General features: G+C 63.6%; 22 protein-coding genes. 15 read left to right on the top strand and 7 right to left on the bottom strand.

Annotated elements, in window-relative coordinates:
- Nucleotides 1-37: 37 nt before the first annotated feature.
- The 4 genes from NKI10_RS05625 (at nt 38) to NKI10_RS05610 (ending at nt 4374) form a co-directional block, all read left to right on the top strand.
- The gene (locus NKI10_RS05625; protein WP_352859041.1) at nt 38-967 is read left to right on the top strand and encodes a carbohydrate ABC transporter permease; all 930 of its coding nucleotides are present in this window, start codon (nt 38-40) and stop codon (nt 965-967) included.
- Between the two features lie 226 nt (nt 968-1193).
- Entirely contained in the window at nt 1194-2033 is an 840-nt protein-coding gene (locus tag NKI10_RS05620; protein WP_352859039.1) for a carbohydrate ABC transporter permease, read from the top strand.
- Between the two features lie 250 nt (nt 2034-2283).
- Complete coding sequence (locus tag NKI10_RS05615) at nt 2284-3345, top strand: Gfo/Idh/MocA family protein (RefSeq protein WP_023755586.1); 1062 nt, start codon at nt 2284-2286, stop codon at nt 3343-3345.
- Nucleotides 3346-3375: 30 nt separating this feature from the next.
- Complete coding sequence (locus NKI10_RS05610) at nt 3376-4374, top strand: ABC transporter ATP-binding protein (protein WP_023715542.1); 999 nt, start codon at nt 3376-3378, stop codon at nt 4372-4374.
- Between the two features lie 26 nt (nt 4375-4400).
- Here the strand turns inward: NKI10_RS05610 and NKI10_RS05605 are convergent, their stop codons facing one another.
- From NKI10_RS05605 to NKI10_RS05580, 6 genes are all read right to left on the bottom strand, one after another.
- The gene (locus NKI10_RS05605) at nt 4401-5294 is read right to left on the bottom strand and encodes an ROK family protein (protein ID WP_352859037.1); all 894 of its coding nucleotides are present in this window, start codon (nt 5292-5294) and stop codon (nt 4401-4403) included.
- Entirely contained in the window at nt 5291-6094 is an 804-nt protein-coding gene (locus NKI10_RS05600; protein WP_027049253.1) for an alpha/beta fold hydrolase, read from the bottom strand. Before NKI10_RS05600 ends, NKI10_RS05605 begins: the two co-directional genes overlap by 4 nt.
- Nucleotides 6091-6927, bottom strand: coding sequence for a sugar phosphate isomerase/epimerase family protein (locus NKI10_RS05595; protein WP_023696939.1), 837 nt, complete (start codon nt 6925-6927; stop codon nt 6091-6093). Before NKI10_RS05595 ends, NKI10_RS05600 begins: the two co-directional genes overlap by 4 nt.
- Nucleotides 6927-8006, bottom strand: a complete 1080-nt coding sequence (locus NKI10_RS05590; protein WP_352859035.1) for a Gfo/Idh/MocA family protein — start codon at nt 8004-8006, stop codon at nt 6927-6929. The genes NKI10_RS05595 and NKI10_RS05590 overlap by 1 nt, the downstream gene beginning before the upstream one ends.
- Nucleotides 8007-8020: 14 nt before the next feature.
- The gene (locus NKI10_RS05585) at nt 8021-9256 is read right to left on the bottom strand and encodes an ROK family transcriptional regulator (RefSeq protein WP_050590517.1); all 1236 of its coding nucleotides are present in this window, start codon (nt 9254-9256) and stop codon (nt 8021-8023) included.
- A gap of 298 nt (nt 9257-9554) precedes the next feature.
- Nucleotides 9555-11357, bottom strand: coding sequence for a dipeptide ABC transporter ATP-binding protein (locus NKI10_RS05580; protein WP_352859033.1), 1803 nt, complete (start codon nt 11355-11357; stop codon nt 9555-9557).
- Between the two features lie 191 nt (nt 11358-11548).
- Between NKI10_RS05580 and NKI10_RS05575 the strand changes: the two genes are divergently transcribed.
- From NKI10_RS05575 to NKI10_RS05540, 8 genes are all read left to right on the top strand, one after another.
- Nucleotides 11549-12907: an LLM class flavin-dependent oxidoreductase gene (locus NKI10_RS05575; RefSeq protein WP_352859031.1), complete on the top strand. Its 1359-nt coding sequence runs from the start codon at nt 11549-11551 to the stop codon at nt 12905-12907.
- A 15-nt stretch (nt 12908-12922) separates the two neighbouring features.
- Nucleotides 12923-13699, top strand: a complete 777-nt coding sequence (locus tag NKI10_RS05570) for a DUF427 domain-containing protein (protein ID WP_352807418.1) — start codon at nt 12923-12925, stop codon at nt 13697-13699.
- 35 nt (nt 13700-13734) lie between these two features.
- Complete coding sequence (locus NKI10_RS05565; RefSeq protein ID WP_023738076.1) at nt 13735-15378, top strand: ABC transporter substrate-binding protein; 1644 nt, start codon at nt 13735-13737, stop codon at nt 15376-15378.
- A gap of 37 nt (nt 15379-15415) precedes the next feature.
- A complete protein-coding gene (locus NKI10_RS05560; RefSeq protein ID WP_352859028.1) occupies nt 15416-16375 on the top strand; it encodes an ABC transporter permease in 960 nt (319 codons plus the stop codon).
- Entirely contained in the window at nt 16372-17253 is an 882-nt protein-coding gene (locus tag NKI10_RS05555) for an ABC transporter permease (protein WP_352840964.1), read from the top strand. Before NKI10_RS05560 ends, NKI10_RS05555 begins: the two co-directional genes overlap by 4 nt.
- Nucleotides 17254-17353: 100 nt before the next feature.
- Nucleotides 17354-17839: a hypothetical protein gene (locus NKI10_RS05550; RefSeq protein WP_023729656.1), complete on the top strand. Its 486-nt coding sequence runs from the start codon at nt 17354-17356 to the stop codon at nt 17837-17839.
- A 164-nt stretch (nt 17840-18003) separates the two neighbouring features.
- Entirely contained in the window at nt 18004-19443 is a 1440-nt protein-coding gene (locus tag NKI10_RS05545) for an aldehyde dehydrogenase family protein (RefSeq protein ID WP_023696950.1), read from the top strand.
- 16 nt (nt 19444-19459) lie between these two features.
- Nucleotides 19460-20041, top strand: a complete 582-nt coding sequence (locus NKI10_RS05540; RefSeq protein ID WP_352859026.1) for a DUF1349 domain-containing protein — start codon at nt 19460-19462, stop codon at nt 20039-20041.
- A gap of 9 nt (nt 20042-20050) precedes the next feature.
- Here the strand turns inward: NKI10_RS05540 and NKI10_RS05535 are convergent, their stop codons facing one another.
- Nucleotides 20051-20830: a helix-turn-helix transcriptional regulator gene (locus tag NKI10_RS05535; RefSeq protein ID WP_023806175.1), complete on the bottom strand. Its 780-nt coding sequence runs from the start codon at nt 20828-20830 to the stop codon at nt 20051-20053.
- A gap of 110 nt (nt 20831-20940) precedes the next feature.
- Between NKI10_RS05535 and NKI10_RS05530 the strand changes: the two genes are divergently transcribed.
- From NKI10_RS05530 to NKI10_RS05520, 3 genes are read left to right on the top strand one after another with little or no spacing between them, the layout of a single operon-like run.
- The gene (locus tag NKI10_RS05530; RefSeq protein WP_352859024.1) at nt 20941-23100 is read left to right on the top strand and encodes a hydantoinase/oxoprolinase family protein; all 2160 of its coding nucleotides are present in this window, start codon (nt 20941-20943) and stop codon (nt 23098-23100) included.
- A 12-nt stretch (nt 23101-23112) separates the two neighbouring features.
- Complete coding sequence (locus tag NKI10_RS05525; RefSeq protein WP_352859022.1) at nt 23113-25317, top strand: hydantoinase B/oxoprolinase family protein; 2205 nt, start codon at nt 23113-23115, stop codon at nt 25315-25317.
- Nucleotides 25314-25799, top strand: a complete 486-nt coding sequence (locus NKI10_RS05520) for an acetone carboxylase subunit gamma (RefSeq protein WP_023668821.1) — start codon at nt 25314-25316, stop codon at nt 25797-25799. Before NKI10_RS05525 ends, NKI10_RS05520 begins: the two co-directional genes overlap by 4 nt.
- Nucleotides 25800-25811: the final 12 nt, after the last annotated feature.

The following is a 25811-nucleotide window of genomic DNA, read 5'->3' as shown; positions in this document are numbered from 1 at the left end:
AAGGCATTGCTACACCTGATCGGCGGGGACCGCACTCATGGCCGCACAAACACGACCGAAACGACCGTTCCGCTGGCATATCGGCGTCTTCCTGGCGCCGGCGCTGCTGGTCTATACGGCGATCATGATCCTGCCGCTGGCCGGCACGCTGCAGCTGTCGCTGTTCCGCAATGTCGATCAGCATCAGGTGTTCGTCGGTTTCACTAATTTCCGTACGTTGTTCGGCGACCCCAACTGGTCGATCGGCTTCTGGAACGCGCTGCGGAACAATACCTGGTTCTTCATCATCCACATGGTGGTGCAGAACCCGATCGGTGTCATGCTGGCGGCATTGCTGTCCAGCCCGAGGCTGAGATTCGCCGCCTTCTACCGCACCGCGATCTTCGTGCCGACCATCCTGTCCTTCGTCATCGTCGGTTTCGCCTGGAAACTGATCCTGTCGCCGTTGTGGGGCGTGGCGCCGCATCTGATGGATCTGGTCGGCCTGAAAAGCCTGTTCACGCCGTGGCTCGGCAAAGAACAATATGCCCTGACCGCGCTCAGCCTGATCTCGGTCTGGCAGTTCGTCGGCATTCCGATGATGCTGATCTATGCAGCCCTTTTGTCGATCCCCGAAGAGGTGATCGAGGCGGCCGAATGTGACGGCATCACCGGCATGTCGCAGTTCTGGAAGATCAAGCTGCCGCTGATCCTGCCGTCGATCGGCATCATCTCGATCCTGACCTTCGTCGGCAATTTCAACGCCTTCGACCTGATCTACACCGCGCAAGGGGCGCTCGCCGGCCCGAACTATTCGACCGATATTCTGGGCACTTTCCTCTACCGCGCCTTCTTCGGCTTTCAGTTGCAGACCGGCGATCCCAATATGGGCGCGGCGATCGCCACGATGATGTTCCTGATCATCCTCGGCGGCGTCTGCGTCTACCTGTTCCTCGTCCAGACGCGCCTGCGTCGCTACCAGTTCTGAGGGGCGAGATGTCGAGCTTGAACACCCCCCTCTGGCCTGCCGGCCATCTCCCCCGCAAGGGGGGAGATTGGCAGCTCTGGCCTTGCCGCTCGTCTTGCAACGTTGGCGATTGGCGAAAGCAGTCGCGGCATCTGATCTCCCCCCTTGCGGGGGAGATGTCCGGCAGGACAGAGGGGGGTGCCTTGGTGCCGACCTCAACAGTCATCGCTCGTCAGGAGACCTTCCAATGAGCACCGCCACCCGTTCGCTGCCCCGCACCATCGGCGCCCACGCGATCCTGTTGACCTACACGGCGATCGCGCTGTTTCCGGTGATCCTGGTCATCATGAACTCGTTCAAATCGCGCGCCGGCATCTTCAGCGAGCCGCTGACGCCGCCGACGCCAAAAACCTTCGACCTGATCGGCTACACCACGGTGATCGGCCAGGGCGACTTCATCCATTATTTCCAGAACAGCCTGGTCGTAACCGTCGCCTCGCTGTTCTTCGTGCTTCTGTTCGGCGCGATGGCGGCGTTCGCGCTCTCGGAATACCGCTTCCGCGGCAACACGCTGATGGGGCTTTACCTCGCGCTCGGCATCATGATCCCGATCCGGCTCGGCACCGTCGCCATCCTGCAATTGATGGTGGCGAGCGGGCTGGTCAACACGCTGACGGCGCTGATCCTGGTCTACACCGCGCAGGGGCTGCCGCTGGCCGTCTTCATCCTATCGGAATTCATGAAGCAGGTGTCCGACGATCTGAAGAATGCCGGCCGCATCGACGGCCTGTCGGAATACACCATCTTCTTCCGGCTGGTGCTGCCGCTGGTGCGGCCCTCGATGGCGACGGTCGCCGTCTTCACCATGATCCCGATCTGGAACGATCTGTGGTTCCCGCTGATCCTGGCGCCGTCGGAAGAGACCAAGACGGTGACGCTCGGCGCGCAGCTTTTCCTCGGCCAGTTCGTCACCAACTGGAACGCCATCCTGGCCGCACTCTCGCTGGCGATCATACCGGTGCTGACCCTCTACGTCATCTTCTCGCGGCAGCTGATCCGCGGCATCACATCCGGAGCCGTCAAGTGAGCGGAGCCCTACAAATCTCTGCTGGAGCCTTCACTCCACCCGGCGCTGCGCGCCGACCTCCCCATCAAGGGGAGGTAAAAGGTCGTGGCTTCATTCACGACCGCCAAAGGGCGACTTTCGGAGAAGCTTCTTTGGCAGTGAGGGTGTTCGCGCCAACGTCCTACCTCCCCTCGATGGGGAGGTCGGCGCGAAGCGCCGGGTGGGGTGACACCCTCTCAGAAGGAACAACTGGAACATCTGGAGTAGTTAGGTGACCTCTAAATCGCCCCTTCGCGTCGTCGTCGCAGGCCTCGGTAATATGGGGCGTAGCCATGCGCTGGCCTACCACACTAATCCGGGCTTCGAGATCGCGGCCCTGATCAACCGCTCCGACGTGCCGTTACCGGACGGGCTGTCGGGCTATGGCATCAGGCGCTCCTTCGACGACGCGTTGCGCGATGAAAAGCCCGACGTCGCCTGCATCGCCACCTATTCCGACAGCCATGCCGACTATGCGGTGAAGGCATTCGAGGCCGGCTGCCACGTCTTCGTCGAGAAGCCGCTCGCAACGACGGTGGCGGACGCCAAGCGCGTCGTCGCGGCGGCCAAGGCCAACGGCCGAAAATTGGTGATCGGCTACATCCTGCGCCACCACCCGTCCTGGGTCAGGCTGATCGCCGAGGCGCGCAAGCTCGGCGGCCCTTACGTGTTTCGCATGAACCTCAACCAGCAATCGTCAGGCCCGACCTGGCAGACGCACAAGCAGTTGATGCAGACGACGTCGCCGATCGTCGATTGCGGCGTGCACTATCTCGACGTGATGCTGCAGATCACCGACGCCAGGCCGGTCGAGGTGCGCGGCATGGGGCTGCGGCTGACCGAGGAGATCGCGCCGACAATGTACAATTACGGCCATCTCCAGGTGCTGTTCGACGACGGCTCGGTCGGCTGGTACGAGGCGGCTTGGGGCCCGATGATCTCGGAGACAGCGTTCTTCGTGAAGGACGTGATTTCGCCCAATGGCTGCGTGTCGATCGTCATGAAGGAAGGTGTGAAGTCGGACGACATCGACACCCACACCAAGACCTCGACCATCCGCCTGCACAGTGCGGCGACCGGCGCGGACGGCAAGTTCGCCAGGCCGGACGAGATGCTGTCGATGGACGGCGAACCCGGCCACCAGGACCTCTGCGATCTCGAACAGGCCTTCGTGCTGAAGGCGATCCGGGAAGACATCGACCTGACCCGCCACATGGACGACGCGGTCAAATCGCTCGCCGTCTGCCTTGCCGCCGATGAGAGCGTGCGCAGCGGCGCCCCAGTTAAGCTCTAGTAGGGCAAACTCTAGAACAAGGACGAAGCCGTGGGCTCGCTGGTAATCGAGAATGTGAAGAAGGCCTTCGGGCCGGTCGAGGTGCTGAAAGGCATCAACCTCGAAGTGACCGACGGCGAATTCGTCGTCTTCGTCGGCCCATCTGGCTGCGGCAAGTCAACCTTGCTCAGGGTCATCGCCGGGCTGGAGGATTCGACCTCCGGCAGGGTGGTGATCGACGGCGCCGATGTCTCGGCCACGCCCCCGGCAAAACGCGGCATCGCCATGGTGTTCCAGACCTATGCCTTGTACCCGCATCTGACGGTGAAGAACAATATGGGCCTCGGCCTCAAGCAGGCCGGCACGCCCGCCCCAGAGATCGAGCGACGCATCGGCGTCGCCTCGTCGATGCTGTCGCTGGAACCGTATCTCGAGCGCCGGCCGGCGGAACTGTCGGGCGGCCAGCGCCAGCGCGTCGCCATCGGCCGCGCCGTGGTGCGTGAGCCAAAACTGTTTCTCTTCGACGAGCCCTTGTCGAACCTCGATGCAGCGCTTCGCGTCAACACGCGACTGGAGATCGCGCAGTTGCATCGCCGGCTGAAGGCAACGATGATCTACGTCACCCATGATCAGGTCGAGGCGATGACGCTGGCCGACAAGATCGTCGTGCTCAACGCCGGCCAGATCGAGCAGATCGGCGGCCCGATGGAGCTTTACAATTCGCCGGCAAACGAGTTCGTCGCCGGCTTTATCGGCTCGCCGAAGATGAATTTCATCGACGGCCCCAGATTGGGCGAGACTGCCAAGACCATCGGCGTGCGGCCGGAGCATCTGACCGTGGATCCAAGGTCCGGCGCCTGGAAGGGAACGGTGGTGCACGCCGAACATCTCGGCGCCGACACCAACCTCTATCTCGACTGCGAAAAGGCCGGGCTGATCACGGTCCGCATTTTCGGTGTCTACGACGCCGAGCCAGGTGCGACGCTGTATGCAACGCCGGAGCCGGGTAAAACATACCGGTTTGGGGCGGACGGGAAGACGATCAAGTAATCCTTCGCCGACAGCAACCACGGCGATCACACCGCGCCGGGCAGCACCGCGCCATGGATCGCCGCCTGCCAGCCCAGGGCCGCCCAGCGTATGTCCAGAGGCTCTACAACAAGCGAATGCGGCAGGCTGTCCGCGATGCGCTGCTTGAGCGCCTGGCGGGGATAGGACTTCATGTCGACAATGCCGCCACCGATCAGGATCGCCTGCGGGGAAAACAAAGCGGCTGCCGTTGCGATGGTCACCGCCTGCTGCCAGACGATCTCATCGAGCCATTCGCGCAGCGATGGCGGCTGCCCGGCCGCCGAAAACAGATCGGCCACCGGGATATCGTAGTCTGTCGCGAGTTCGACAAGCGTTGCCCCTGAGGCGTAGGTCTCGACCCGGTTTGGCGGTCCGCTTTCGTCAGGCCGGTAGATCGGCATATGGCCGATTTCCAGCGCCCAGCCGCCGCCCCTGAAAATGCCGTCCTTGCCGAGATAGGCCGCACCGATGCCGGTGCCGAGATAGACCGCCAGCACTTCCTTTTGCCGCTTCACTGCGCCGGCGACGCTTTCACCGAGCAATTGCAGCACGACGTCGCGTTCGAGCCGCACGGGAACGCGGAGCCGCGATGCCAGTTCCGTACCCAGCCGGATGCCGTTCAGCTCGGGAATGTTGGCCGTGTGCAGCACCGTGTCGAAGTCGCGGTCGATGAACCCAGGCACCGTCGCAACGACCCGTGCAGGTTTGAGCCCGGCATCGCGGCAGGCTGCGGTGACCGCATCGGCCAACCCCGCCACAGGCGCGCCCTTGCGCAGTTGCGCGGTCGGGTAGGTGCGGGCAAAATCCACCGGGATGCCGTGGTCGGCAAAGCCAACCTTGACCGACGTGCCGCCGATCTCGACCACGGCGATCGTGTCGTCCATCGTTTGATGCGTCATGCGAGCGGTTCCAGGAATTCCGAAAGACAGGCGCGGAATTCCAGCCGGTAGGCGGCGCGATCCTGCGATTTGGCTGTGATGGTGCAAAGCCGGGCCGACGGAATGAGTCCGGCCAGCGTCTGTGCGTCGGCCAGGCGATGGACGAGGTCATGGTCATGGCCGATGACAAGAGTCGGCACCGCGATAGCGCGGATGTCCGCCTCGCTCACGCCGGGACCATCGCCGGCGATCGCCGAAAGCAGCCTACCGAACAGAACCGGGTCCGGGCGATTGAAGAAGCCTTGCAGGCTGGCGAGATTGTCCGGCGCCAGCCTGGCCAGTTCGCCGGCAATAGCGCTGTCATCGAACAGACGCCTGGCGTCTTCAGGCGAATGGCGCATCAAGAGATTGCCGACGACGGCATAGGGCTTCATATTTTCCGGAGCCGCCTGGGCTACCCAGGCGGGCCGCGCGAGCACCAGCGCGCGCACGCGGGCCGGCTTATGCACCGCCAGGCGCAGTGCCAGCGCCGCGCCCATCGAAATGCCGCCGACGACGGCCGGACCGATGCCGAGATCGTCGGCCAACGCTTCAATGTCCTCGGCAAACGTCGCGATCGAAAGCCGCTCGACCGGCCCGTAGCCGGATCCACCCTGGCCACGGCATTCGAGCGTCACCCGCCGGGTCACCGGCAGATCGGGAAACACGTCGGCGACCTGCGCGTCGTCGCCGCCTAGGCCGTGCTGAAAGATGAAGGGAGGCCCGGCGCCGACGTCCCGGTAGGCAAGGTCGACGCCATCTCGGCTGAAGGTCTTTTTCACGTGTCGTCGCTCGCTTCCAGCACGGTGCGCAGAAAAGCGCCGACGCCGGGCGCCTCGGCCTCTGTCAGGCCATGTGTGATCAAGGGGCCGTCGAACCCGGCAGCCTTCAGGCGGCCGATGAAATGCGGGAAGTCGACCACGCCCTTTCCGGCTGCGGCAAAACTGCCATCGGCATGGCGGTCCTTGGCATGGGCCATGCCGATCTCGGCGGCCAGCAGATCGATGGCTTCGTCGATGAGGCGATGACGCTCCGCGCTGTCGGCCACTTCGAACAGATTGGCCGGATCGAGCACGATGCGCAGCCGCGTGCTGTTCATTTCGTCCAGCAGGCGGCGTGCGGCCCGGGCGCTGGAGAGGACATTGGCCAGTTCCGGTTCGATGCCAAGCTCGATGTCGAAGCGCTCGGCAATCGCGATCGCCGCTTCCATCTCCGTCCGCAGATCGCTCCATGCCGCCTCGCTTGCATTGTCGGGATGCCAGCGCCACTGATCCTGCGCATCCCTTGTGCCGGTGCACAGCGTAATCAGACGGGTGCCCATATCGGCGCATGACGCGGCCAGTACCTCAAGCCGGGCGAGTCCCTGGATGCGAACCGTGCGATCCGGGTGGATCATGTTGTAGGTTCCCGAAACCGCCGCGATCGAAACGCCGGCCTCGCCGCTCGCCTCAGCGACGGACCGGGCCGCGCCGAGCTCAATGCTGTCCGGCATCGACGGCAGTCCAAGGCACGCCATGTTGAACTGCGCCGCCGTGTAGCCGCCGTCCGCGACCGCGCGCAGCACCGGCAAGGCGCCGGTGGTGGCGAAGGTCTTGGCGAAAATCCCAAGCTGCATCACACGACCCCGTCGACATCGGCCAGACGGACGGCGCGGCCGCCGGCAGCGGCCGAGCGGGCGATGGCCGCCATGCCCCTGACCGAGGCGATGCCGTCCTCGATGCCGGCGCCGATCATCGGCGCGCCATTTAGCACGACATCGGCAAAGCCTTCGAGCTGCCGGCGATAGAAGTGGCCATCCGCGCCAAGCGTCCGGTGCCAACTGCCATCGGCCTCGCGGAAAATGTCGACCTCGCTGCTCTTGTAGTACCAGGGGTTATAGGTCTTCGCGAGAACGCTGCCGTTCTCGCCGTAGATCTGGAACCCTTCGTGCCAGTCCATGCGCACGGCGACCGTCAGGTCGAGATGGCCGATCGTGCCGTCGGCGAAGATGGTGGTGATGAACCAGCAATAGGCGCCATAGCGCTCGGTGAGCCGGGCCTCCACCGCCTCGATCGGCCTGTGCAGATGGCGCGCCGTATCGAGGAGATGGCTGCCATGCGCCAGCATGTAGTATTGGCGCAGATCCGCCTTGGGATTGACGGCAGGCTTGCGCGCCTTGGCGCTGGTGATGATCAGCGGTTGCACCGCATCGGTCATCGGGTAGCGGTGGGTGCTGTCGCAGTACCAGCCTTTGAACGCCAGCCGCTCGCCCATTTCGTCGTCGACGAAAGCCTTTGCCGCCTGGATGCCGGGATCGAAGCGCTTCATATGGCCGACCTGAAGCACCTTGCCGCTCTTGTCGAGCGTGGCCCGCAAGCCTTCGACTTCCTCGACCGAAACGCCCAGCGGCTTCTCGCACAGCACATGCTTGCCGGCATCCAGCGCCAGTTCGGCGGCCTTGACGTGGAACGTGTCCGAGGTCGCGATGATGACGGCATCGAGGTCGGGATCGGCCAGCATCTGGCCGTAGTCGGCATAGGATTTTTCGGGCGCGTAGGTCGCGGCCATCCTGTCGCGCAGATCGTCGGCGACATCGCAGATGGCATAGAGGTCGGCGTTGCGCGCCTTGGTGCAGGATTCGAAATGCGCGGCCTGCGCAATCGGGCCGCAGCCGAGCACGCCGACACGCAGCCGCTTTTCGTCATTGCGAGGCATGGAATCTCTCCTGATTAGCGCGCGGCGAGGCCGCGAAGTTGAAATTGCGGATCGCCCGACAAAGCTGCCTGATGCAGCAGACAGGCAGCGCCCAATGCCGGACCGTCGGCGCCGACGCGCGACAGTTCGACCGTGGGAACGGGATAACCTTCAGCCAGGAAGTCCGAGAGGAAAGCTTCCACCTGTTCGGCGACAAAGGGATAGATGGCATTGACCGAGCCGGAGAGAATGATGCGCTCCGGCTGCAAGGTGCAGGCAAGCGTCGCCAGGCCGCGACCGAACCACAGCGCCCAGTCGCGCGCGGTGGCGACGGCTGCCGGATCGCCGCCGGCCAGCGCTGCGACAAACTCATCCACGCCGGCGCGCCGCCCGCTTATGTGCAAATAGCGCGCCAGCAAAGCATCCTTGCCGACATAGGATTCCAGCCGCCCCGGGCGCTTCGCGTCGAAGACAAAACCTTCGTCGCCAATGCGTAAGTGCCCGATTTCGCCGGCGCCGCCGAGCCGGCCGCGATGCAGCCTGCCGGCATTGATGATGCCGCCGCCGACGCCGTTCTCGATCAGGATGATCAGCGCATCCTCATCGTCCTTTCCCGGCTGCGCCCAGTATGTCTCGGCCACAGCGACGGCATTGGCATCGTTTTCCAGCAGGATCGGAAAATCGTCGCCAAAGGCGTTGCCCAAAAGCTCAGCCAGATTGACCCCGTGCCAGCCAAGGATGGTGGCATGGTATGAGACGCCATCAGCGGCGGGGAAGCCGGGCACGGCGACATTGAGCCCGTAGGGGCGCGTGCTCTCAGGCAATTGCGATCGGACATCGCCAACGAGTTCCTCGATGATGGCGACTGCAGCGGCAGGCGTACTACCCGGGCCGGCAAAGGCCTTCGATGCTGCGGCACGCTGCGTGCCAGCAAGGTCGACAGCCACGGCAGCGATCCAGTTGACGCCGATATAGGCGCCAAGGAAGAAGCCGCCATTGCCTTCGATCTCGACAAGGATTCCGGGGCGGCCGACCCGGCCCTCGCCGTCCTGCTCGTCATCCCCTTCATCCGAGCGCTCGCGCGCCAGACCGGCTTCGATCAGTCCCAGCACCAGGGCGCCGGTGGTCGACCGGGTCAGGCCGAGATCGCGTGCGAGCGCCGCCCGGCTCAACGCGCCGGCACGAAACAGCGCCGCAAGGGCCCGCGTTTCATTCGGCCGAAGATCGGTCGACACCAGCACGTCTTCCTCCGCGATTTGTTTGATTGCCATACTAATAAATTTTTTATGCGATTTGAAAGGGTCAAACGGGGCGCACTGTAACAAAATGTTCGGCGTTCTGAATCTGTTGACCCAAGTTTCAAACGATGATTTGTATCAAAAACTTACAAATTGACATGGGAGGATGCGATGCCGGTTCTAGCGCCATTGTCACCCACCAGGCCAAAAGCCTCGCCCTCATGATGTCGAGCGAGACATTGTCCAGCGCGCGGACGGCACCGAAATCCTTCACAATATGGGGACATCTCTTCGAATGCAGGCTTGTCGGTCAGCCTGGCCCGCTTTGCGATCAGAGATCGTCGCCGTCTCTCCAGCAGGCGATCAGATGACCGTCGCCGGCCTGCCTGACGGGTGGTTGCGCCTTTCGGCAATCGGGCAGCGCGACAGGACAGCGGGCGGCAAAGGAGCATCCGGAGGTCTCGGCATCGTGTGCCGCGACGTGGAGCTGAGCCGGAGCCCTCGGCGCCGTCTCATCCGAGGACGCGGCCAGAAGCAGCTTCGTGTAGGGGTGGTTGGGGCCACGGAAAATCTGCTCGGATGATCCCGTCTCGACCAGCCGGCCGCGATAGAGCACGCCGATCCTGTCGGCCATATAGCGCACCACCCTGAGGTCGTGGCTGATGAACAGATAGGTGGTGTCCTTGTCGCGCTGCAGGTCGTTGAGCAAATTGAGCACGGTCGCCTGCACGGAAACGTCGAGCGCAGAGGTCGGCTCGTCCAACACCACGAGCTTCGGCACGCCGGCAAAGGCGCGCGCAATCGCCGCCCGTTGGCGCTGGCCACCAGACAGCGATCTCGGCTTCTGGTCGACGGTCGTAGCGGCAAGACGAACCGAGGCCAGGAGATCGGCGACACGCTGCTTCACCTCGCTGCGGCTAAAGCCGGCGAGCCGCCGCAGCGGACGGCCGAGGATCCTGCCGATCCGCTGGCGCGGATTGAGCGTGCGGTCGGGTGACTGGAACACCATCTGCACGTCGCGCCGTTCGCTCAGGCTTCTTTTCTCGACGCGCGGCGCGACAGTGCTGCCGAACAGTTCGACCGACCCAGCGTGCGGCGTCTGCAGGCCAGTCACGATCCTTGCCAATGTCGACTTGCCGGAGCCGGATTCGCCGATCAGCCCGAACGTCTCGCCCTGGGCTATCTCCAGGTCGATATCGTGCAGGACGGCCTGGGAGCCGAAGGCGTGGCTGATGCCTTTGCAGGCGACGGCGATCGGACGTGCGGCTTCCGGTTGATCGCTGCGGACAGGCTTCGTCGGGCCGGTTGTGTGCATCTCGGCCAGCCTGCCGTCGCGCTTGGTGAAGTTGAGCGCCGGGATCGAGGCGATCAGCGCCTTGGTGTAGGCGTGAACAGGGTTCTCGAAGACATCGTTGGCGGTGCCGCTTTCGACGACCGTCCCCGACTGCATCACGGCCACCCGATCGCAGGCCCGGCGGACCATGTTGATGTCATGGCTGATCAGCAGAACGCTGGTTTTGTGATCGCGGCGCAAGTCCTGCAGGATGGCGACGATCTCGGACTGGACGCTGGCGTCAAGCGCCGTCGTCGGCTCGTCCAGCACCAGCAGCGACGGGTCGAGCGCAATGGCAATCGCGATGTTGGCGCGCTGCTGCATGCCGCCCGACAATTCGTGCGGATAGAGATCGAGCACCCGTTCCGGATTGCTCACCCTGACACGGCTCAGCAGCTCGGCGGCGCGGGTGCGTGCTTCGTCCTGCCGAACCGGGCGATGCCGCATGATCGTTTCGGTGATCTGCCGGCCGATCGTCATGGCCGGATTGAGCGCCGCACCCGGATGCTGGTAGACGGCCGCGATGCGATCGCCCCTTAGCCGGCGAAGCTGCTCGCCGGAGAGACTGCGGATCTCGCGACCCTGGAATTCGAGCGCCGACGCGGCGATCCGGGCGTTGCGCGGCAGATAGCGCAGAATAGCGAGAGCCACCGAGCTCTTGCCCGATCCGGACTCGCCGACAAGGCCGAGCGCTTCGCCTTCGCCGACGGCGAGCGACACGCCGTTGACGGCCGGATGCGATCCCCGGCGTCCATCATAGGCGACGGTGAGCTGCTCGACGTTCAGAACCGATGACGACATGTCTTGCTGAAACCACTTTCTTTCGGCGCGGTCTTCGAGGGCAATCGCTTCCGCTTTCGCGCCGCACAATCTCTATAAAATTACTCGAATTAAGCTGGAGCGCAATCTACCTTTCATCGCTCAGGAGAGATTGTCGCAGCCGGTCGAGGCGTCGCGACGGTCCCTTGGAGCAGTTCTGCAAGGAGGCCGACATGGCACGCGACCACATGATCCTCAGCGCGTTTTTCTTCAACCCGCAGGGCGATCATCGTATGTCATGGCGCCATTCGCGTGCGCCGGGACGCGAAGTGCTGGACTTCGATTTCTACAGGGATCTTGTGCAGGCGGCTGAGCGCGCCCGGATCGATACGATCTTCGTCGCCGACCATGTCGCGATATGGGATTCGGTGCAAAGCGGCGTCGCGCATTACGCCAATGCCCGCCTCGAGCCATTGACGCTGCTCTCGGCGCTTGCCGGCGTGACCAAACACATCGGCCTCATCACCACGGCATCGAGCTCCTACAGCGAGCCTTACAATGTCGCCCGCATGTTCGCCTCGCTCGACCATATCAGCAAGGGCAGGGCGTCTTGGAATGTGGTGACGTCGGCCATGGACGAGGAGGCCCGCAATTTCGGCCGCGACGGCAATATCGAGCACGCCTTTCGCTATGAGCGCGCCACCGAATTCCTCGATATCGTCAAGGCACTGTGGGACAGCTGGGAAGACGAGGCGCTACTGATCGACAAGGCAACGGGCTATTTTGCCGACCCAGACAAGGTCCATCCCGTCGACCACAAGGGCAAGCATTTCAAGGTGCGCGGACCGCTCAATGTCTCGCGCCCGCCGCAGGGCCATCCGTTGATCGTCCAGGCCGGCTCGTCCGAGGACGGCAAGAATTTCGCTACTGCGCACGCCGATGCGCACTTTGCCATCTACAGCAGCAAGGAAGACGGCATCAAATACAGGCAGGATATCAACGAGCGCCTCGCCCGTTACGGCCGCAAGCCCGAGAGCTTCAAGATCCTGCCGGGCATCTTGCCGATCGTCGCAGCTTCCGAAGCGGAGGGACGCGAGCGGCAGGAGTATCTGCAGAGCCTGCTTCCCGATCGGGTCGGCATCGACCTTCTCTCCAGCTGGAGCGGCGTCGATCTCTCCGTATATCCGCCGGACGGCCCGCTGCCGCCACTGCCGGACGAGAGCACCTTCAATGGCGGCCGCACCTCGCTCAATCGCGTCAAGGAATGGTCGAAGCAGAACCTCACTCTGCGCGAGATCGCTCGCAAGCTCGCCAACAGCGGTTCGGTGCCGACCGTCGTCGGCACACCGAACCAGATCGCCGATCAGCTGCAGGACTGGTTCGAGGCAGGTGCCGCCGACGGCTTCAACCTGATGTTCCCGCTTCTGCCCGAGGACTGGGTGAATTTTGCCGAGCAGGTCGTGCCGGAACTGCAGCGCCGCGGCATATTCCCGACCGAATATGCACCGGGGACGCTGCGCGACCGCTTTGGCCTGGCGCGGCCGGCCAACCGCTTCGCCGAACAGCGCGACAATGTGCGCGCCGTATCCTGATCAGGAGCAATTGATATGACCGCAGCGCCAAAACTCCAGCCCCGCGAAGCCACGGCTCCGCAGCTCATCAATGTTCTGCACAGCCCCAAGCGCATTCGGGTCAAATTCGCCGGCCGCACCATCGCCGACAGCCGCAACGTCCTGGTGCTGCGCTCCAACCATTTCCTGCCGATCTATTTCTTCCCGGCCTCGTCGGTGGACCGCTCGCTCTTGAAGCCGTCCGAGCATAGCCAGCCGCATCCCGTCGGTGGCGAAACCACCTATTGGAACCTGGAGACGGGAGAAAAAGCTTCGCCCAACGCGGCCTGGTCGTTTGTCGCGCCGCCGGATGAAAGCCTGTCGCCGCTGGCCGGGCGTATCGCCTTCACCTGGAAGGCGGTCGACCAATGGTTCGAGGAGGAAGAACAGGTCTTCGTCCACGCCCGCGATCCATACGCACGCATCGATGTGCTGCAGAGTTCAAGTCACGTCCAGACCTGGTTCGACGGCGAAGTGATCGCCGAAAGCCATCGCCCGGTGCTTCTGTTCGAAACGCATCTGCCGACGCGTTTCTACCTGCACCCGGACGATGTCAGGCTCGACCGGCTGACCGCTTCGGACAGCACGACGCGCTGTCCCTACAAGGGCATCGCCTCCTACTGGTCGGGCCGGCGCGCCGACGGCTCGGTGAGCCCTGATATCGCTTGGAGCTACCGCGATCCCATTGCCGAAATGCCCAAGATCAAGGGCCTCATCGCCTTCTACCCGCAAGCCGTCGACCGCATCCATCTCGACGGCGAACCAGTCGCTTAAGCCATTCAACAGTCATTTCAGACAGGGGTTTCAAAATGACCAAACGCAACGACATCGATACGCTTCGCAATCTGTCCGGCGACATCTGGAACGTCGCCGTCGATGAGCACCAGGCCGGCTTCCTCAAGCGCCGCGATCTGCTGAAATACGCAGCCTTGATCGGCCTCACCGGCTTTGCCGCCTCGCAGGGACTTGCTGGTTTCGGCACGGCGCGCGCTGCCGGCGCCGGCGGCACGGTCCGCGTTGGGCTCGGACAGCCGACCAAGGCGATCGATCCCGTCTCCATCACCGATCCGGCCAGCATCGGCGTCATCAGCCAGGTCGGCGAATATCTCATCCTCGACGATCCCAAGGACGGTCTGCAGCCCAAGCTCGCTCTGTCGTGGGAGGCCGACGAGACCGCCAGCCGCTGGACCTTCAAATTGCGGCCGGGCGTGAAATTCCACGACGGCCGCACCGTCACCGCCAAGGATGTGGTGGCGAGCTTCGAGCGGCTGGTCGATCCGGCCAGCGGTTCGTCCGCTTTGTCTGCCTATAAGGGCATCCTGTCCAAGGGCGGCGCCAAGGTCGTCGACGACCAGACAGTCGCCTTCGATCTCGACGGGCCCAACAGCAACTTCCCCTTCTATGTCTCGTCCGACGTCTACAATGCCGTCATCCTGCCGGCCGACTATGCCGGCGATTTCGAGAAGAATTTCAACGGCACCGGCCCGTTCAAGCTCGAATCCTTCCGCCCCAAGCAGGGCGCCAGCTTCGTGCGCAACCCTGACTATTGGGGCGACAAGGCGCTGCCCGACCGCGTCGAAATCAAGTTCTTCGACGACGAGCAGGCGCAGGTGCTGGCGCTGCAGGCCGGCCAGCTCGACGTCATCCCGAGCACGACCCGGCTGGAATTGGCGATCGAGGGCAATCCCAACTTCAAGCTGCTCAGCGTGCAGGCAAGTTCGCATGACGAGGTGCATCTGAGGACCGACCAGGCGCCGTTCACCGACAAGCGCATCCGCCGCGCCTTGGCGCTCACCATCGACCGCGAGGCGGTGGTCAAGGGCTTGCTCAAGGGCCGCGCCATCGTCGGCAACGACACCCCGTTCGCGCCGATCTTCCCCTCGGCCGATCCGTCGGTACCGCAGCGCAAGCAGGACATCGCCGAGGCCAAGCGCCTGCTTGGCGAAGCCGGCGTGCCGAACGGCTTCCCGGTGACGTTGACCACCGAGCGCGCCTATGACATTCCCGATTATGCCGTGCTGATCCAGAATTTTGCCAAGAAGGCCGGCATCGACATCAAGCTCAACGTGCTGCCGCAGGACGCCTATTATGGCTCGGCGAAGTTCGGCTCGTCGCCATGGCTCGATTCCAATCTCGGCATTACCGATTTTGGCCATCGCGGCACGCCCGACATCTTCCTCAATGCCACGCTGAAGAGCTCGGGCGCCTGGAACGCCGCGCATTTCAACAACCCGGCCTACGACGGGTTGCTGCTCGAATACGGCAAGGCCCGCGACCTTCAGGCGCAACGCCTTGCGGCGGGCAAGATCCAGACCTTGCTGCTCGATGAGACGCCGCTGATCATCAGCTACTTCTCGCAATACAGCCGGATCGTCTCATCGAAGGTCGAGGGCGTCCGCTTCACGGCAATCTCGCATCTGCTGCTCGACCGCGTGACGTTCGCCCAGGCATGATTGTGAGACGTCCAGCCACTCCGGGCACCACAATCCGATGCTGACCGGCCGCACTGTGTCGGTGCGGGCAGCCTCGCTTCTGCTCACGCTGTGGCTGGTCAGCATGCTGGTGTTCTTCGCCGGGCAGGTTCTGCCCGGCGATGTCGGTCGCCTCATGCTCGGGCCGTTCGCCGATGCCGAGGCGGTCGCGGCGCTGAACAGGCAGCTCGGCGCCGACCAGCCGGTGCTCGTGCAATACTGGCACTGGTTCAGCAGCGTGCTGTCAGGCGACTTCGGCACCTCCCTGTCGCTGCGTTTGCCGGTGGCGCCCTTCGTTCTGGAAAGCCTCAAGCGCTCGGCGGCCCTTGCCGGAATTATCCTCGTCTTTCTGTTGCCGCTGGGCATCGGCGCCGGCATCGTCGCCGGTCTCAACCAGGGCCGCTTTATCGACCGCCTGATCGTACTCGTCGGCGTGTCCTTCGGCATCGTCCCGGACTTCGTCTCCGGCCTGCTGTTGCTCATCGTCTTCGGCCTGTGGCTGAACTGGTTCCCGATCACCGGCGCTGCTCCCGATGGCGCCGGGCTGTGGGTCAGTGGCTATTATCTGATCCTGCCGGCGCTGCCGCTGGTGCTGAACCTTGCCGGCTACATCGCCCGCATGACGCGGGCCGGCGTGATCGAGGCGCTGGCCGCCGACTATACGCGCACCGCCGTCCTGAAGGGCCTCGAGCGTCGCGAGATACTCATCCGGCACGTGCTGCGCAATGCGCTGACGCCGACCATCGCCGTGCTCGCGACCCAGACCGGTTACATGCCGGGTGGTCTGGTGGTCATCGAAGCCCTGTTCGGCATACAGGGCCTCGGCAACCTTGTCCTCAACGCCGCCAAGGCGCGCGATTTCCCGATGCTCGAAGCCGGCGTGCTGGTCATGGCGACCATCTTCGTGCTGTCGGCCGCGGCAGGCGATCTCGTGAATGCCTTGCTCGATCCGCGGCAGCGCCGCCGTGTCTCGCCATGATGGAACTGATGGAATTGCCGGAGCGCCGTACGCTGCGCTGGCGGGCAGCAAGTCGCATCCGCGAGACTGTTTCGCAGCTGCCGCCCTCGGTCATCATCGGCTCGCTGATCCTGCTGTTCTGGGTCGGCTGTGCCGTGTTCGGCAGCCTGTTTGTGCCCTACGATCCCTATGCCGAGGATTTCCTCGTCATGCTGGCGCCGCCCGACGCGGCGCACTGGTTCGGCACCGACCAACTCGGTCGTGACGTGCTGTCGCGCATCGTCGTCGGCTCGCGTGACATCCTGCTGGTCGCGCCGGCAGCAACCCTGCTCGGCGTAGCCGCCGGCAGTGTGCTTGGCCTCGTGCTCGGCTATTTCGACGGGCTGATCGATGCCATCGGCGCCAGGCTGCTCGACACGCTGATGGCTTTTCCCTTCATCGTGCTCGTCACCATGACGCTGGTCGCGCTCGGGCCGTCCAACCTCACCGTCATCCTGGTGATCGGCATCGCCTATGCGCCGCTGGTGGCGCGAACGGTGCGCGCCGCCGTGCGCGAACAGCGCGAACGCGACTATGTCAGCGCCGCTCGTCTCGGCGGCGAGAGCGCTCTTTCCATCATGTTCCTCGAGATCCTGCCTAATGTCAGGGAAACCATCCTCATCGAGCTGGTCACAAGGCTTGGCTACGCCTTCTTTTCGATCGCCACGCTGAGCTTCCTCGGCCTCGGCATCCAGCCTCCCTCAGCCGATTGGGGACTGGCGGTCGCCGACGGCTACGGCTTCCTGACCGGCGGCAAATGGTGGGTGGTGATCTTCAACTCCGCAGCCATCGTTTCGCTTGTCATGGCAACCAATCTGATCGCGCAAGGCATGGGGGCCTTCGAAAACAGCGACCGGTGAAGAGCGGAACGCTCAGCAAAGCTGACGCGCAATCGCGGACCGTGCGCTAAAATCGTTCCTCGTGATTCGGCTCTGACAGGGCCTCAAAGCAAGGAACGGCATGAGCAAGGCCCTCATTACATTCGCATTGGTCGCGGTGCTCACCGCATTGCTCATGGCGCTCAGCCTGGCGGTGGCCAGGCACGGCTATCCCTATGGCGCGATCGGCGTGAGGCGGCTGGACGGCATTGCCGATGCCGGCTCGTTCCTGCCGCTCGCCGCCGTCTACTTCTTCAGCGCTATGCTGATGATGATCCTGCCGATCCGCGCCGCCGGCATCGTCTTGACCCATGCTGCGGATGCGCTGTTCTGGGCGGTGATCGCCTTGTTCGCGACCATTGTCGGCTGTCTCGTCGCCCGCTGGGCCTTCGGACAGAGCAGCGTGCTGTGGGCACTGCTGAACTGGCGTTTCCTGTTTGCCGCGGCCATCGTCGGCAGCCATTTCACCATGAACGAGCTGCGCCGCAACATCCTGCTCAGGAGCCTGTTCTTCGTCATCTTCGCCGCGGCGACGCTGGCTTGCCTGTTCTGGACTTTTCCGACCTGACAGGGCCGCTTCATATTGTCCATCTTGAGGTCGCGGCTTTCATAGCCGCGCGCCATCGGCTATCCAGTCCGCAGCCAGATTTCAGCCTCACAGTGTCGTCATTTGTCTGATAAATAATTCAGGCATACGGCACCCCCAGCGAACCAATACAAGGAAACCGCGACATGAGCCTGTTTCGTAAAAATCTGATCGATGGCGAGTGGGTGGGCGAGGCCGGCTCGCGCAACATCAATCCCTCGAACACGGGCGATGTCGTTGGCGAATATGCCTCGGCCGGCGCCGAGCAGGCAAAGCAGGCCATCGCGGCGGCCAAAGCCGCCTTCCCGGCCTGGTCGCGTTCGGCGCCGCTGGTGCGCCACGCCGTGCTGAAAAAGGCGTCGGACGAGATCATGGCGCGCAAGGACGAGATCGGCCGCGCGCTGTCGCGCGAAGAGGGCAAGACGCTGGCCGAGGGCATTGGCGAGACCATCCGCGCCGCCCAGATCTTCGACTTCTTCGCCGGCGAGACGCTGCGCCTGTCGGGTGAATTGGTGCCCAGCGTGCGCCCGGGCGTCGGCGTCGAGATCACCCGCGAGGCCGTCGGCGTCGTCGGCATCATTACGCCGTGGAATTTCCCGATCGCCATTCCCACCTGGAAGATCGCGCCGGCGTTGGCCCACGGCAACACCATCGTCTTCAAGCCAGCCGAACTCGTTCCCGAAAGCGCCTGGACCATCGTCGACATCTTGCACCGCGCCGGCCTGCCGAAAGGCGTGCTCAATTTGGTCATGGGCAAGGGCTCGGTGGTCGGCCAGGCCATGCTCGACAGCCCCGACCTCAACGCCATCACCTTCACCGGCTCGGTCGGCACCGGCAAACGCGTGGCCGCGGCAAGCGTCGAGCACATGCGCAAGTTCCAGCTCGAAATGGGCGGCAAGAATCCGATGGTCGTGCTCGACGACGCCGACCTCGCCACGGCGGTCGAGTGCGCCATCAACGGCGCCTATTTCTCGACTGGCCAGCGCTGCACGGCCTCGTCGCGCCTGGTGGTGACCGAAGGCATTCATGACCGCTTCGTTGCCGTGCTCAAGGAGCGCCTGGAAAAACTCGTCATCGGCGATGCGCTTGATGCCAAGACCCAGATCGGGCCCGTCGTCGATGCGAGCCAGCTGAAGCAGGACGAGGACTATATCGCCATCGGCAGCCAGGAAGGCGCCAACCTCGCCTTCGGCGGCGAGCGGCTGGACCGCGAAACACCCGGCTTCTATCTCAGGCCGGCGCTGTTCACCGAGAGCACCAACGCCATGCGCATTTCGCGCGAGGAAATCTTCGGCCCGGTCGCCAATGTCATCCGCGTCAAGGATTATGACGAGGCGCTGGCGGTGGCCAACGACACGCCCTTCGGCCTGACCTCCGGTATCTGCACCTCCAGCCTCAAGCATGCCACGCATTTCCGGCGCAATTCCGAGGCCGGCATGGTGATGGTCAATCTGCCGACCGCCGGCGTCGACTTCCACGTCCCGTTCGGCGGCCGCAAGGGCTCGAGCTACGGCCCACGCGAGCAGGGCCGCTATGCCGCGGAATTCTACACCACGGTGAAGACAGCCTACACATTTGCCGGCTGATCGACGGGTGACCCCGATGACAGCGGCGAAAAAGGAACTGACCTGGCTCAACCCGCCGCCGCATCATGCCTTCGGCGATGGCATCGTGCATGTGCGCACCGGCGGGGAAACCGACTTCTGGCGCGAAACCTTTTACGGTTTCTGGCGTGACAATGGCCATTTCCTCTATCGCCCGGTTGAGGGTGACTTCAGCGCCGAAGTCACCGTCAAGGGCGACTACAAGGTGCTCTACGACCAGGCCGGGCTGATGCTGCGGCTGAGCGAAACGCACTGGATCAAGGCCGGCATCGAATACACCGACGGGCTGGCGTATTTCTCTGTCGTCGTCACCAACGACACCTCCGATTGGTCCCTTGTAGCCATCGCGGCCGGCCCCGACGGCGTCCGCATCCGCCTGACCCGCCACGCCGAGGCGATCCGCGTCCAGTATCTGGACTCCACCGATAGTCACTGGAAGCCGGTGCGGCTGGCCTATTTCCCGGTCTCGAAATCCGTCGATGTCGGCATGATGTGCTGCTCGCCGCAGCGCGAGGGTTTCGAAGTCACCTTTTCGGGCTTTACGGTCGGCCCGCCGATTTCCAGGCAGTTGCACGACTGAGGGCGATACCTAGCCGTCCGCGCGGTGCTGGAAGAACTGTAAAAACAGTTCTCTTTCGGTGGTGATGTCGAGCTTCTCATAGATGCGGCGGCGGTGGTTCTTCACCGTGCCGACGGTGATGCCGAGCCGCTCGGCGATGTTGGCGGTCGGGTGACCCGCGAGGATCAGCTGCACCAGTTCGCGCTCGCGCAAGGAAAGCTCTGGCCACAGGCTCGCAGGAATAGTCGGCTCTTGCCGGGGCGAGGCGCCGGGGCCGGTCGGCGCCGATGTGCGGGAGAATTCCGTCCCCCGCGCCTCAATGTCGAGTGCATGCAGCGCCTCGAACACCGGCAGCCGCTCGTCCAGCAGGGCGATCTCGCTCTCCTTGAAGGTGGAGGTCGAGCGGTCGAGGAAGATGCCGAGGCACCAGTCGCCGCCATCGGCCAGCATGATGCCGACCTCGTCGCAGATTTCCGACTGCGCCAGGAAGCCCGCTATGTACTGGCCGCGCTTGGCCTCGTCGTCGGCAAGCCGCTTCAGCGGCAGGATGCCCAGCCGGCGTTCACGCCGCCACGAGGCATAGAACGGGTCGAAGACGTAGTAATTGTCGAGATAGCGCCGGACCATCTCGTCGGAGAAGCGCCGGTGCTTGATGAATTCCGGCGTCTGCGTCGCCGAATATCGGGTCACGGTGACGAGATCGTGCTCGATGTCGGCGCCGATCAGGTCAATCAGGCAGTCGACATGCCTGTCCGTACCGGTGGCGGCAATCGCCCTGGCGAGCGGCCCCCAGATATTGCCCATGCGCATGCCCTTTTCTCGGCGATCCCGGTCCGGCGGACATTGTGTCTTTTGGCATATGGCGCAAGGCCGCCCAAGGAATCTAGCTTGAGCCATCCTACAGCAATCCTGAGGCGACCGTGACCCAACCCAACCTCACCAGCCCCATCGTCGGCAATCCAATCGTCATCGGCATCGACGCCGGCGGCACCATGACCGACACGATCCTTGTCGACCAGGACGGCCACTTCAAGATCGGCAAGTCGGCAACCACGCCGAAGAACGAGGCCGAAGGCTTCCTCGCATCGGCCGAAGACGCGGCCGACTCCTGGGGCATCTCGCTGGAGCAGCTGTTCTCCGGCGTCAACGTCGTGCTCTATTCCGGCACCGGCATGCTCAACACACTGTTGTCGCGCACCGGGCGCCGGCTTGGCCTGATCACCACCAAGGGTCTGGAAGACATGATCCTGATGGGTCGCGGCCTGCAGGCCTGGGCCGACTATTCCTATGCCGACCGGCTGCATGCGGTGACCCACCATCATCCCGATCCGCTGGTGCCGCGCCGTCGCACCCATGGCGTCACCGAGCGCATCGACCAGTTCGGCGACATCGTGCTGCCGCTCTACGAGCATGAAGTCGCGATTGCGGCCAGGAAGCTGATTGCCGACAAGGTCGAGGCGATCTGCATCATGACCATCTTCTCGCACGTCAATCCGGTGCACGAAAAGCGCATCGCCGAGATATGCCGCGAGGAGGTGCTGAAAGCCGGCGCCGACATCCTCATCTACACCAGCCACGAGGTCCGCCCGGTCATCCGCGAACAGTCGCGGCTGAACTCGGTGCTGATCGAAGCCTACGCGACGTCGCGCGGCCGCAAGCAGCTTAGGGGTATCGAGGACGTTTCGAAAAAATACGGCTTCAAATACGGCGTGCAGACGCTGCTGTCCTTTGGCGGCCTGACCTCAATCAACCATCCGCGCCTGCACGAAACCATGATTTCCGGCCCGATCGGCGGTATTCTCGGCGCGGCCTATGTCGGCAAGCTCATCGGCAACGACTCCCTGATCTGCTCGGACATGGGCGGCACCTCCTTCGACATGGGCGTCATCTCGCGCGGCCAGACGCGGATCGAGAACGAGCCGCTGATGGACCGTTTCAAGCTCAACGTGCCGACGCTGCATCTCGACACGATCGGCGCCGGCGCCGGCATGATCCTCAAGGTCGACCCGCTGACCAAGAAAGTCTCGCTCGGGCCGGAAAGCGCCGGTTCCGACCCCGGCCCCATCTGCTTCGCCAAGGGCGGCACTGAACCCACCATCGCCGATTGCGACGCCATACTAGGCCGCCTCAACCCGTATTATTTCCTCGGCGGCAAGGTCGTCTTGCAGGTCGAGAAGGCGCGCAAAGCGTTTGAGGAAAAATGCTCCAGCATCCTTGGCGTGGGTGTCGAGGAGGCTGCCGAAGGCATGATCGACATGCTGGAAGCCGATGCCAACAACGCGCTGCGCCGGGTCATCTCCGGCCAGGGCATCCATCCCTCGGAATTCACGCTGCTGTCCTATGGCGGCTCGGGTCCGCTGCATCTGGCCGGCTGCTCCAGGGGCATCGGCTTCAAGGACATCATCACCTTCCAGTTTGCCGCCGCCTTCTCGGCCTTCGGCTGCACCACCGCCGATTTCATGCGTCGGCATTCGGTCTCGACGCAGCACGACATCGGCGCCCGCGCAAGCGATGACGAGCTGCTCGCTTTCGGCAAGAAGGTCACCGACGTCTGGAATGATCTCACCAAGGCGGCGGTCGACGAGATGATCAGCGACGGCCATATCAGAGACAAGATCAAGACCGTGCCGTTCCTGATGATGCGCTACACCGGCCAGCTCGAGGATGTCGAGGTCATGGCACCGCTTGCCGAGGTCAATTCGGCTGACGACATGCGTAGGGTCATCGACGAATTCGAGGCGGTCTACGCCAAGGTCAACCATCGCGTTTCGCGCTATGGCGAAGCCGGCTTCACCATCACCGAGCTCGGATTGATCGCCACCGCCGACAAGGTCAAGCCGGTGCTCTTGAAGCGCCCGCTCGGCAAGTCGGCCCCGGCAGCAGCGCACAAGGGCGTGCGCGAGGCCTATATCGGGGGACGCTGGCACAAGGCCAATCTCTACGAGATGGACCTACTGCAGCCCGGCCATGAGGTGATCGGTCCGGCCATCATCGAACATCCCGCCACCACGCTCGTTGTTCATCCGCAGGACCGTGTCCATGTCGATGAGTGGACGCTGCTGCATTACACCCATTCTTGAAAGGGCACCGCCATGTTGGACAAACCTGCCTCGGCCCTGCGCCTTCGCGAACGGCTGCTCGATTCAGAACGGCTGATGGAAGAGACCGGCTGCTATGACGGCATCACCGAGCTCACGCTACGCAACCAGGACCCGCTGAAATTCGAGACGCTGCACACCAAGCTGCGCGCCTATTGCGTCTCGGCCCGCGAAATGGCCCGCCGCATCTCGGCCTCGCCCGGCGTGCGCGAAGTCGGCGAAATGGTGGTGGCGATCTATACGCCCGAGGGCGATGCGATCGCGCTGTCCAACGGCATCATGGTCCACGTCCACACGATGAGCCGCTTCATCAAGTGGATGATCAAGAACGATTACGAGGAAAACCCGAAGATCCGCGAAGGCGACATCTTTGCCAACAACGATGCCTTCATCGGCACCGTGCAGGTGCCCGACGTCATGGACGTGGTGCCGATCTTCCATGAAGGCACGCTGGTCGGCTGGGCAGGTGCCGTCTGCCACGAGCTGGAGGCCGGCGGCATCACGCCCGGCGGCGACGTCTGCCTGGCGCAGGAGCGCTTCACCGAAGGCCTGTTCGTCTGCGCCGAAAAGATCGGCGAGAATGACGAGATCCGCCGCGACTACGTCATCCGCTGCGAGCGCAATCTGCGCATGCCGATCTACTGGGTGCTGGACGAGAAGGCCAAGGTCGCCTCCTGCATCGACATGCGCGAAAGCGTCAAGCAGCTGATCTCGGAGATCGGCCTCGACTACTGGATGAAGGTATCGAAGGAGTTCATTGAGGAGGGTCGTCGTGCCCAGCTCGCCCGCACCCGCCAGCTCACCGTGCCCGGCATCTATCGCGGCCACACCTTCTATGGCCATGTCACGGCGGGCAAGCCCGGCTTCCAGCTGCTTGGCGATCCCGACTGGCTCTACAACATCCCGATCGAGATGGAGATCACCACCGACGGCAAGATCACCATGGACTTCGAGGGCACGCAGCCCTGGGGCTACCATTCGATGAACTGCACGCCGGCCGGCATGGATGGAGGCATGTTCGTCACCTTGACCCAGCACATGAATTTCGAGGGCCTGGTCAATGACGGCGCCTGGATGGCGACCGAGCTGAAGCTGCCGCACGGCACCTGGACCAACCCCGACAATGAGATGGTGGCGACCGCCACATCCTGGGCGCTGCTGCTGCCGGCCTATGGCGTGTTCCAGCGCCTTTTGTCGCGCGGCTTCGTCGCGCGCGGCTTCGTCGAGGAAGCCTTCGTCGGCCAGGTCAACAGCCCGATGATCGAGATGGGCGGCGAAAGCCAGTACGGCACGCCGTTCGGCATGGCGCATTTCGAATGCGCCGCCGCCGGCTCCGGCGCGCTCGCCATCGCCGATGGCCTCGACACCGCCTATGTCGGCTGGAATCCGGAATCCGACATGGGCAACATTGAGGTCTGGGAACAGTCGATGCCGATGGTCTATATCGGCCGCTCGATCATGCCCAATTCGGGCGGCGCCGGCAAATATCGCGGCGGCTGTTCCTTCGTCTCGACCTGGCTGATCAACAAGACCTCGCACCTGCGACTGCACACCTCGGAACACTCCTCGCGGGTATTCGACAATGGCGGCATGTGCGGCGGTTATCCCGCGCCGACCTGCCAGAAGCATCGCGCGGTGCGCAACTCCAACATCCACCAACTGGCGGCAAAAGGCGAACCGCTCGCGCATGCCCCAGGTATCGATCCGCATGTCTCCGACTACGAGAAGAACATCGGCGGCGACCATGCCGTGGTCGAAGGCCCCTACATCACCTCGCCGCACAAGTCGGGGGACATCTTCAGCCATTCCTACAATGGTGGCGGCGGCTACGGCGACGTGCTGGAGCGCGATCCGGTCAAGACCGCCTGGGATGTCGAGAACGGTTTTCTCACCCGCCAGGCGGCGATCCAGATTTTCGGCATCGTGCTGAAGGACGACGCCGAGGGTTATCCGGTTGCCGATATCGACGCCACCGTCGAACGTCGTGCCGCCATGCGCAGAGAGCGTCTGGCCAAGGCGATCCCGGTTTCGGACTGGATCGCTGCCGAACGCGGCCGTGTCGAGAAGGCCGACTTCGCGCCCGAGGTGAAGAAAATGTATGCCAGCGCGATCAAGCTATCGTCGCGCTTCACCAGGGATTTCAGTGATTTCTGGACCATCGACGCCAGATCGATCTTCATGCCGGGAGCAAAGCCATGACCTCATACAGCAAGGAAGTCCTCGGCGATCTCTCAGCCGGCAAGCTGCCCTGGCCTCAGACAAAGCGCATCATGAGCGCCTACAAGGACGACGACCGCTTCTTCAAGATGCTCGCCGTCTATCAGGACCGTGTCGCATGGAAGGACCCGATCCTGCTGCCGGTCTCGGATCACCTCTTCATCTGCCAAAGCGGCGATGAACGGATCACCCGCTGCGAATGCGGCCACTCTTTCGGCGACTACCGCAAGAACTGGAAGCTCAAGGCTGCGATCAACGTGCGAAACACCGAGGAAGCGCTGCGCGAGATCTATCCCAACAGCGATATCCCCGATCCGCAATGGATGGAAATCCGCGAATTTATCTGCCCGCAATGCGGCACCATGCACGAGGTCGAGGCGGCAGCACCCGGCTATCCGATCGTGCATGATTTCGAACCCGATCTCGAAGGCTTCTATCGCGAGTGGCTGGGCAAACCGCTTTAGCGACGTCGTGAC

The organism is Mesorhizobium sp. M0802 (assembly GCF_040320115.1).
GTDB lineage: Bacteria > Pseudomonadota > Alphaproteobacteria > Rhizobiales > Rhizobiaceae > Mesorhizobium.
This window is presented reverse-complemented; position numbering and strand designations above follow the sequence as displayed.

Bases quoted from the DNA above. Each gene is read 5' to 3' on its own strand.
- NKI10_RS05625 (WP_352859041.1), top strand. From the start codon at position 38: ATGGCCGCACAAACACGACCGAAACGACCGTTCCGCTGGCATATCGGC.
- NKI10_RS05620 (WP_352859039.1), top strand. From the start codon at position 1,194: ATGAGCACCGCCACCCGTTCGCTGCCCCGCACCATCGGCGCCCACGCG.
- NKI10_RS05605 (WP_352859037.1), bottom strand. From the start codon at position 5,294: ATGACGCATCAAACGATGGACGACACGATCGCCGTGGTCGAGATCGGC.
- NKI10_RS05595 (WP_023696939.1), bottom strand. From the start codon at position 6,927: ATGCAGCTTGGGATTTTCGCCAAGACCTTCGCCACCACCGGCGCCTTG.
- NKI10_RS05590 (WP_352859035.1), bottom strand. From the start codon at position 8,006: ATGCCTCGCAATGACGAAAAGCGGCTGCGTGTCGGCGTGCTCGGCTGC.
- NKI10_RS05585 (WP_050590517.1), bottom strand. From the start codon at position 9,256: ATGGCAATCAAACAAATCGCGGAGGAAGACGTGCTGGTGTCGACCGAT.
- NKI10_RS05580 (WP_352859033.1), bottom strand. From the start codon at position 11,357: ATGTCGTCATCGGTTCTGAACGTCGAGCAGCTCACCGTCGCCTATGAT.
- NKI10_RS05575 (WP_352859031.1), top strand. From the start codon at position 11,549: ATGGCACGCGACCACATGATCCTCAGCGCGTTTTTCTTCAACCCGCAG.
- NKI10_RS05570 (WP_352807418.1), top strand. From the start codon at position 12,923: ATGACCGCAGCGCCAAAACTCCAGCCCCGCGAAGCCACGGCTCCGCAG.
- NKI10_RS05565 (WP_023738076.1), top strand. From the start codon at position 13,735: ATGACCAAACGCAACGACATCGATACGCTTCGCAATCTGTCCGGCGAC.
- NKI10_RS05560 (WP_352859028.1), top strand. From the start codon at position 15,416: ATGCTGACCGGCCGCACTGTGTCGGTGCGGGCAGCCTCGCTTCTGCTC.
- NKI10_RS05555 (WP_352840964.1), top strand. From the start codon at position 16,372: ATGATGGAACTGATGGAATTGCCGGAGCGCCGTACGCTGCGCTGGCGG.
- NKI10_RS05550 (WP_023729656.1), top strand. From the start codon at position 17,354: ATGAGCAAGGCCCTCATTACATTCGCATTGGTCGCGGTGCTCACCGCA.
- NKI10_RS05545 (WP_023696950.1), top strand. From the start codon at position 18,004: ATGAGCCTGTTTCGTAAAAATCTGATCGATGGCGAGTGGGTGGGCGAG.
- NKI10_RS05540 (WP_352859026.1), top strand. From the start codon at position 19,460: ATGACAGCGGCGAAAAAGGAACTGACCTGGCTCAACCCGCCGCCGCAT.
- NKI10_RS05535 (WP_023806175.1), bottom strand. From the start codon at position 20,830: ATGCGCATGGGCAATATCTGGGGGCCGCTCGCCAGGGCGATTGCCGCC.
- NKI10_RS05525 (WP_352859022.1), top strand. From the start codon at position 23,113: ATGTTGGACAAACCTGCCTCGGCCCTGCGCCTTCGCGAACGGCTGCTC.
- NKI10_RS05520 (WP_023668821.1), top strand. From the start codon at position 25,314: ATGACCTCATACAGCAAGGAAGTCCTCGGCGATCTCTCAGCCGGCAAG.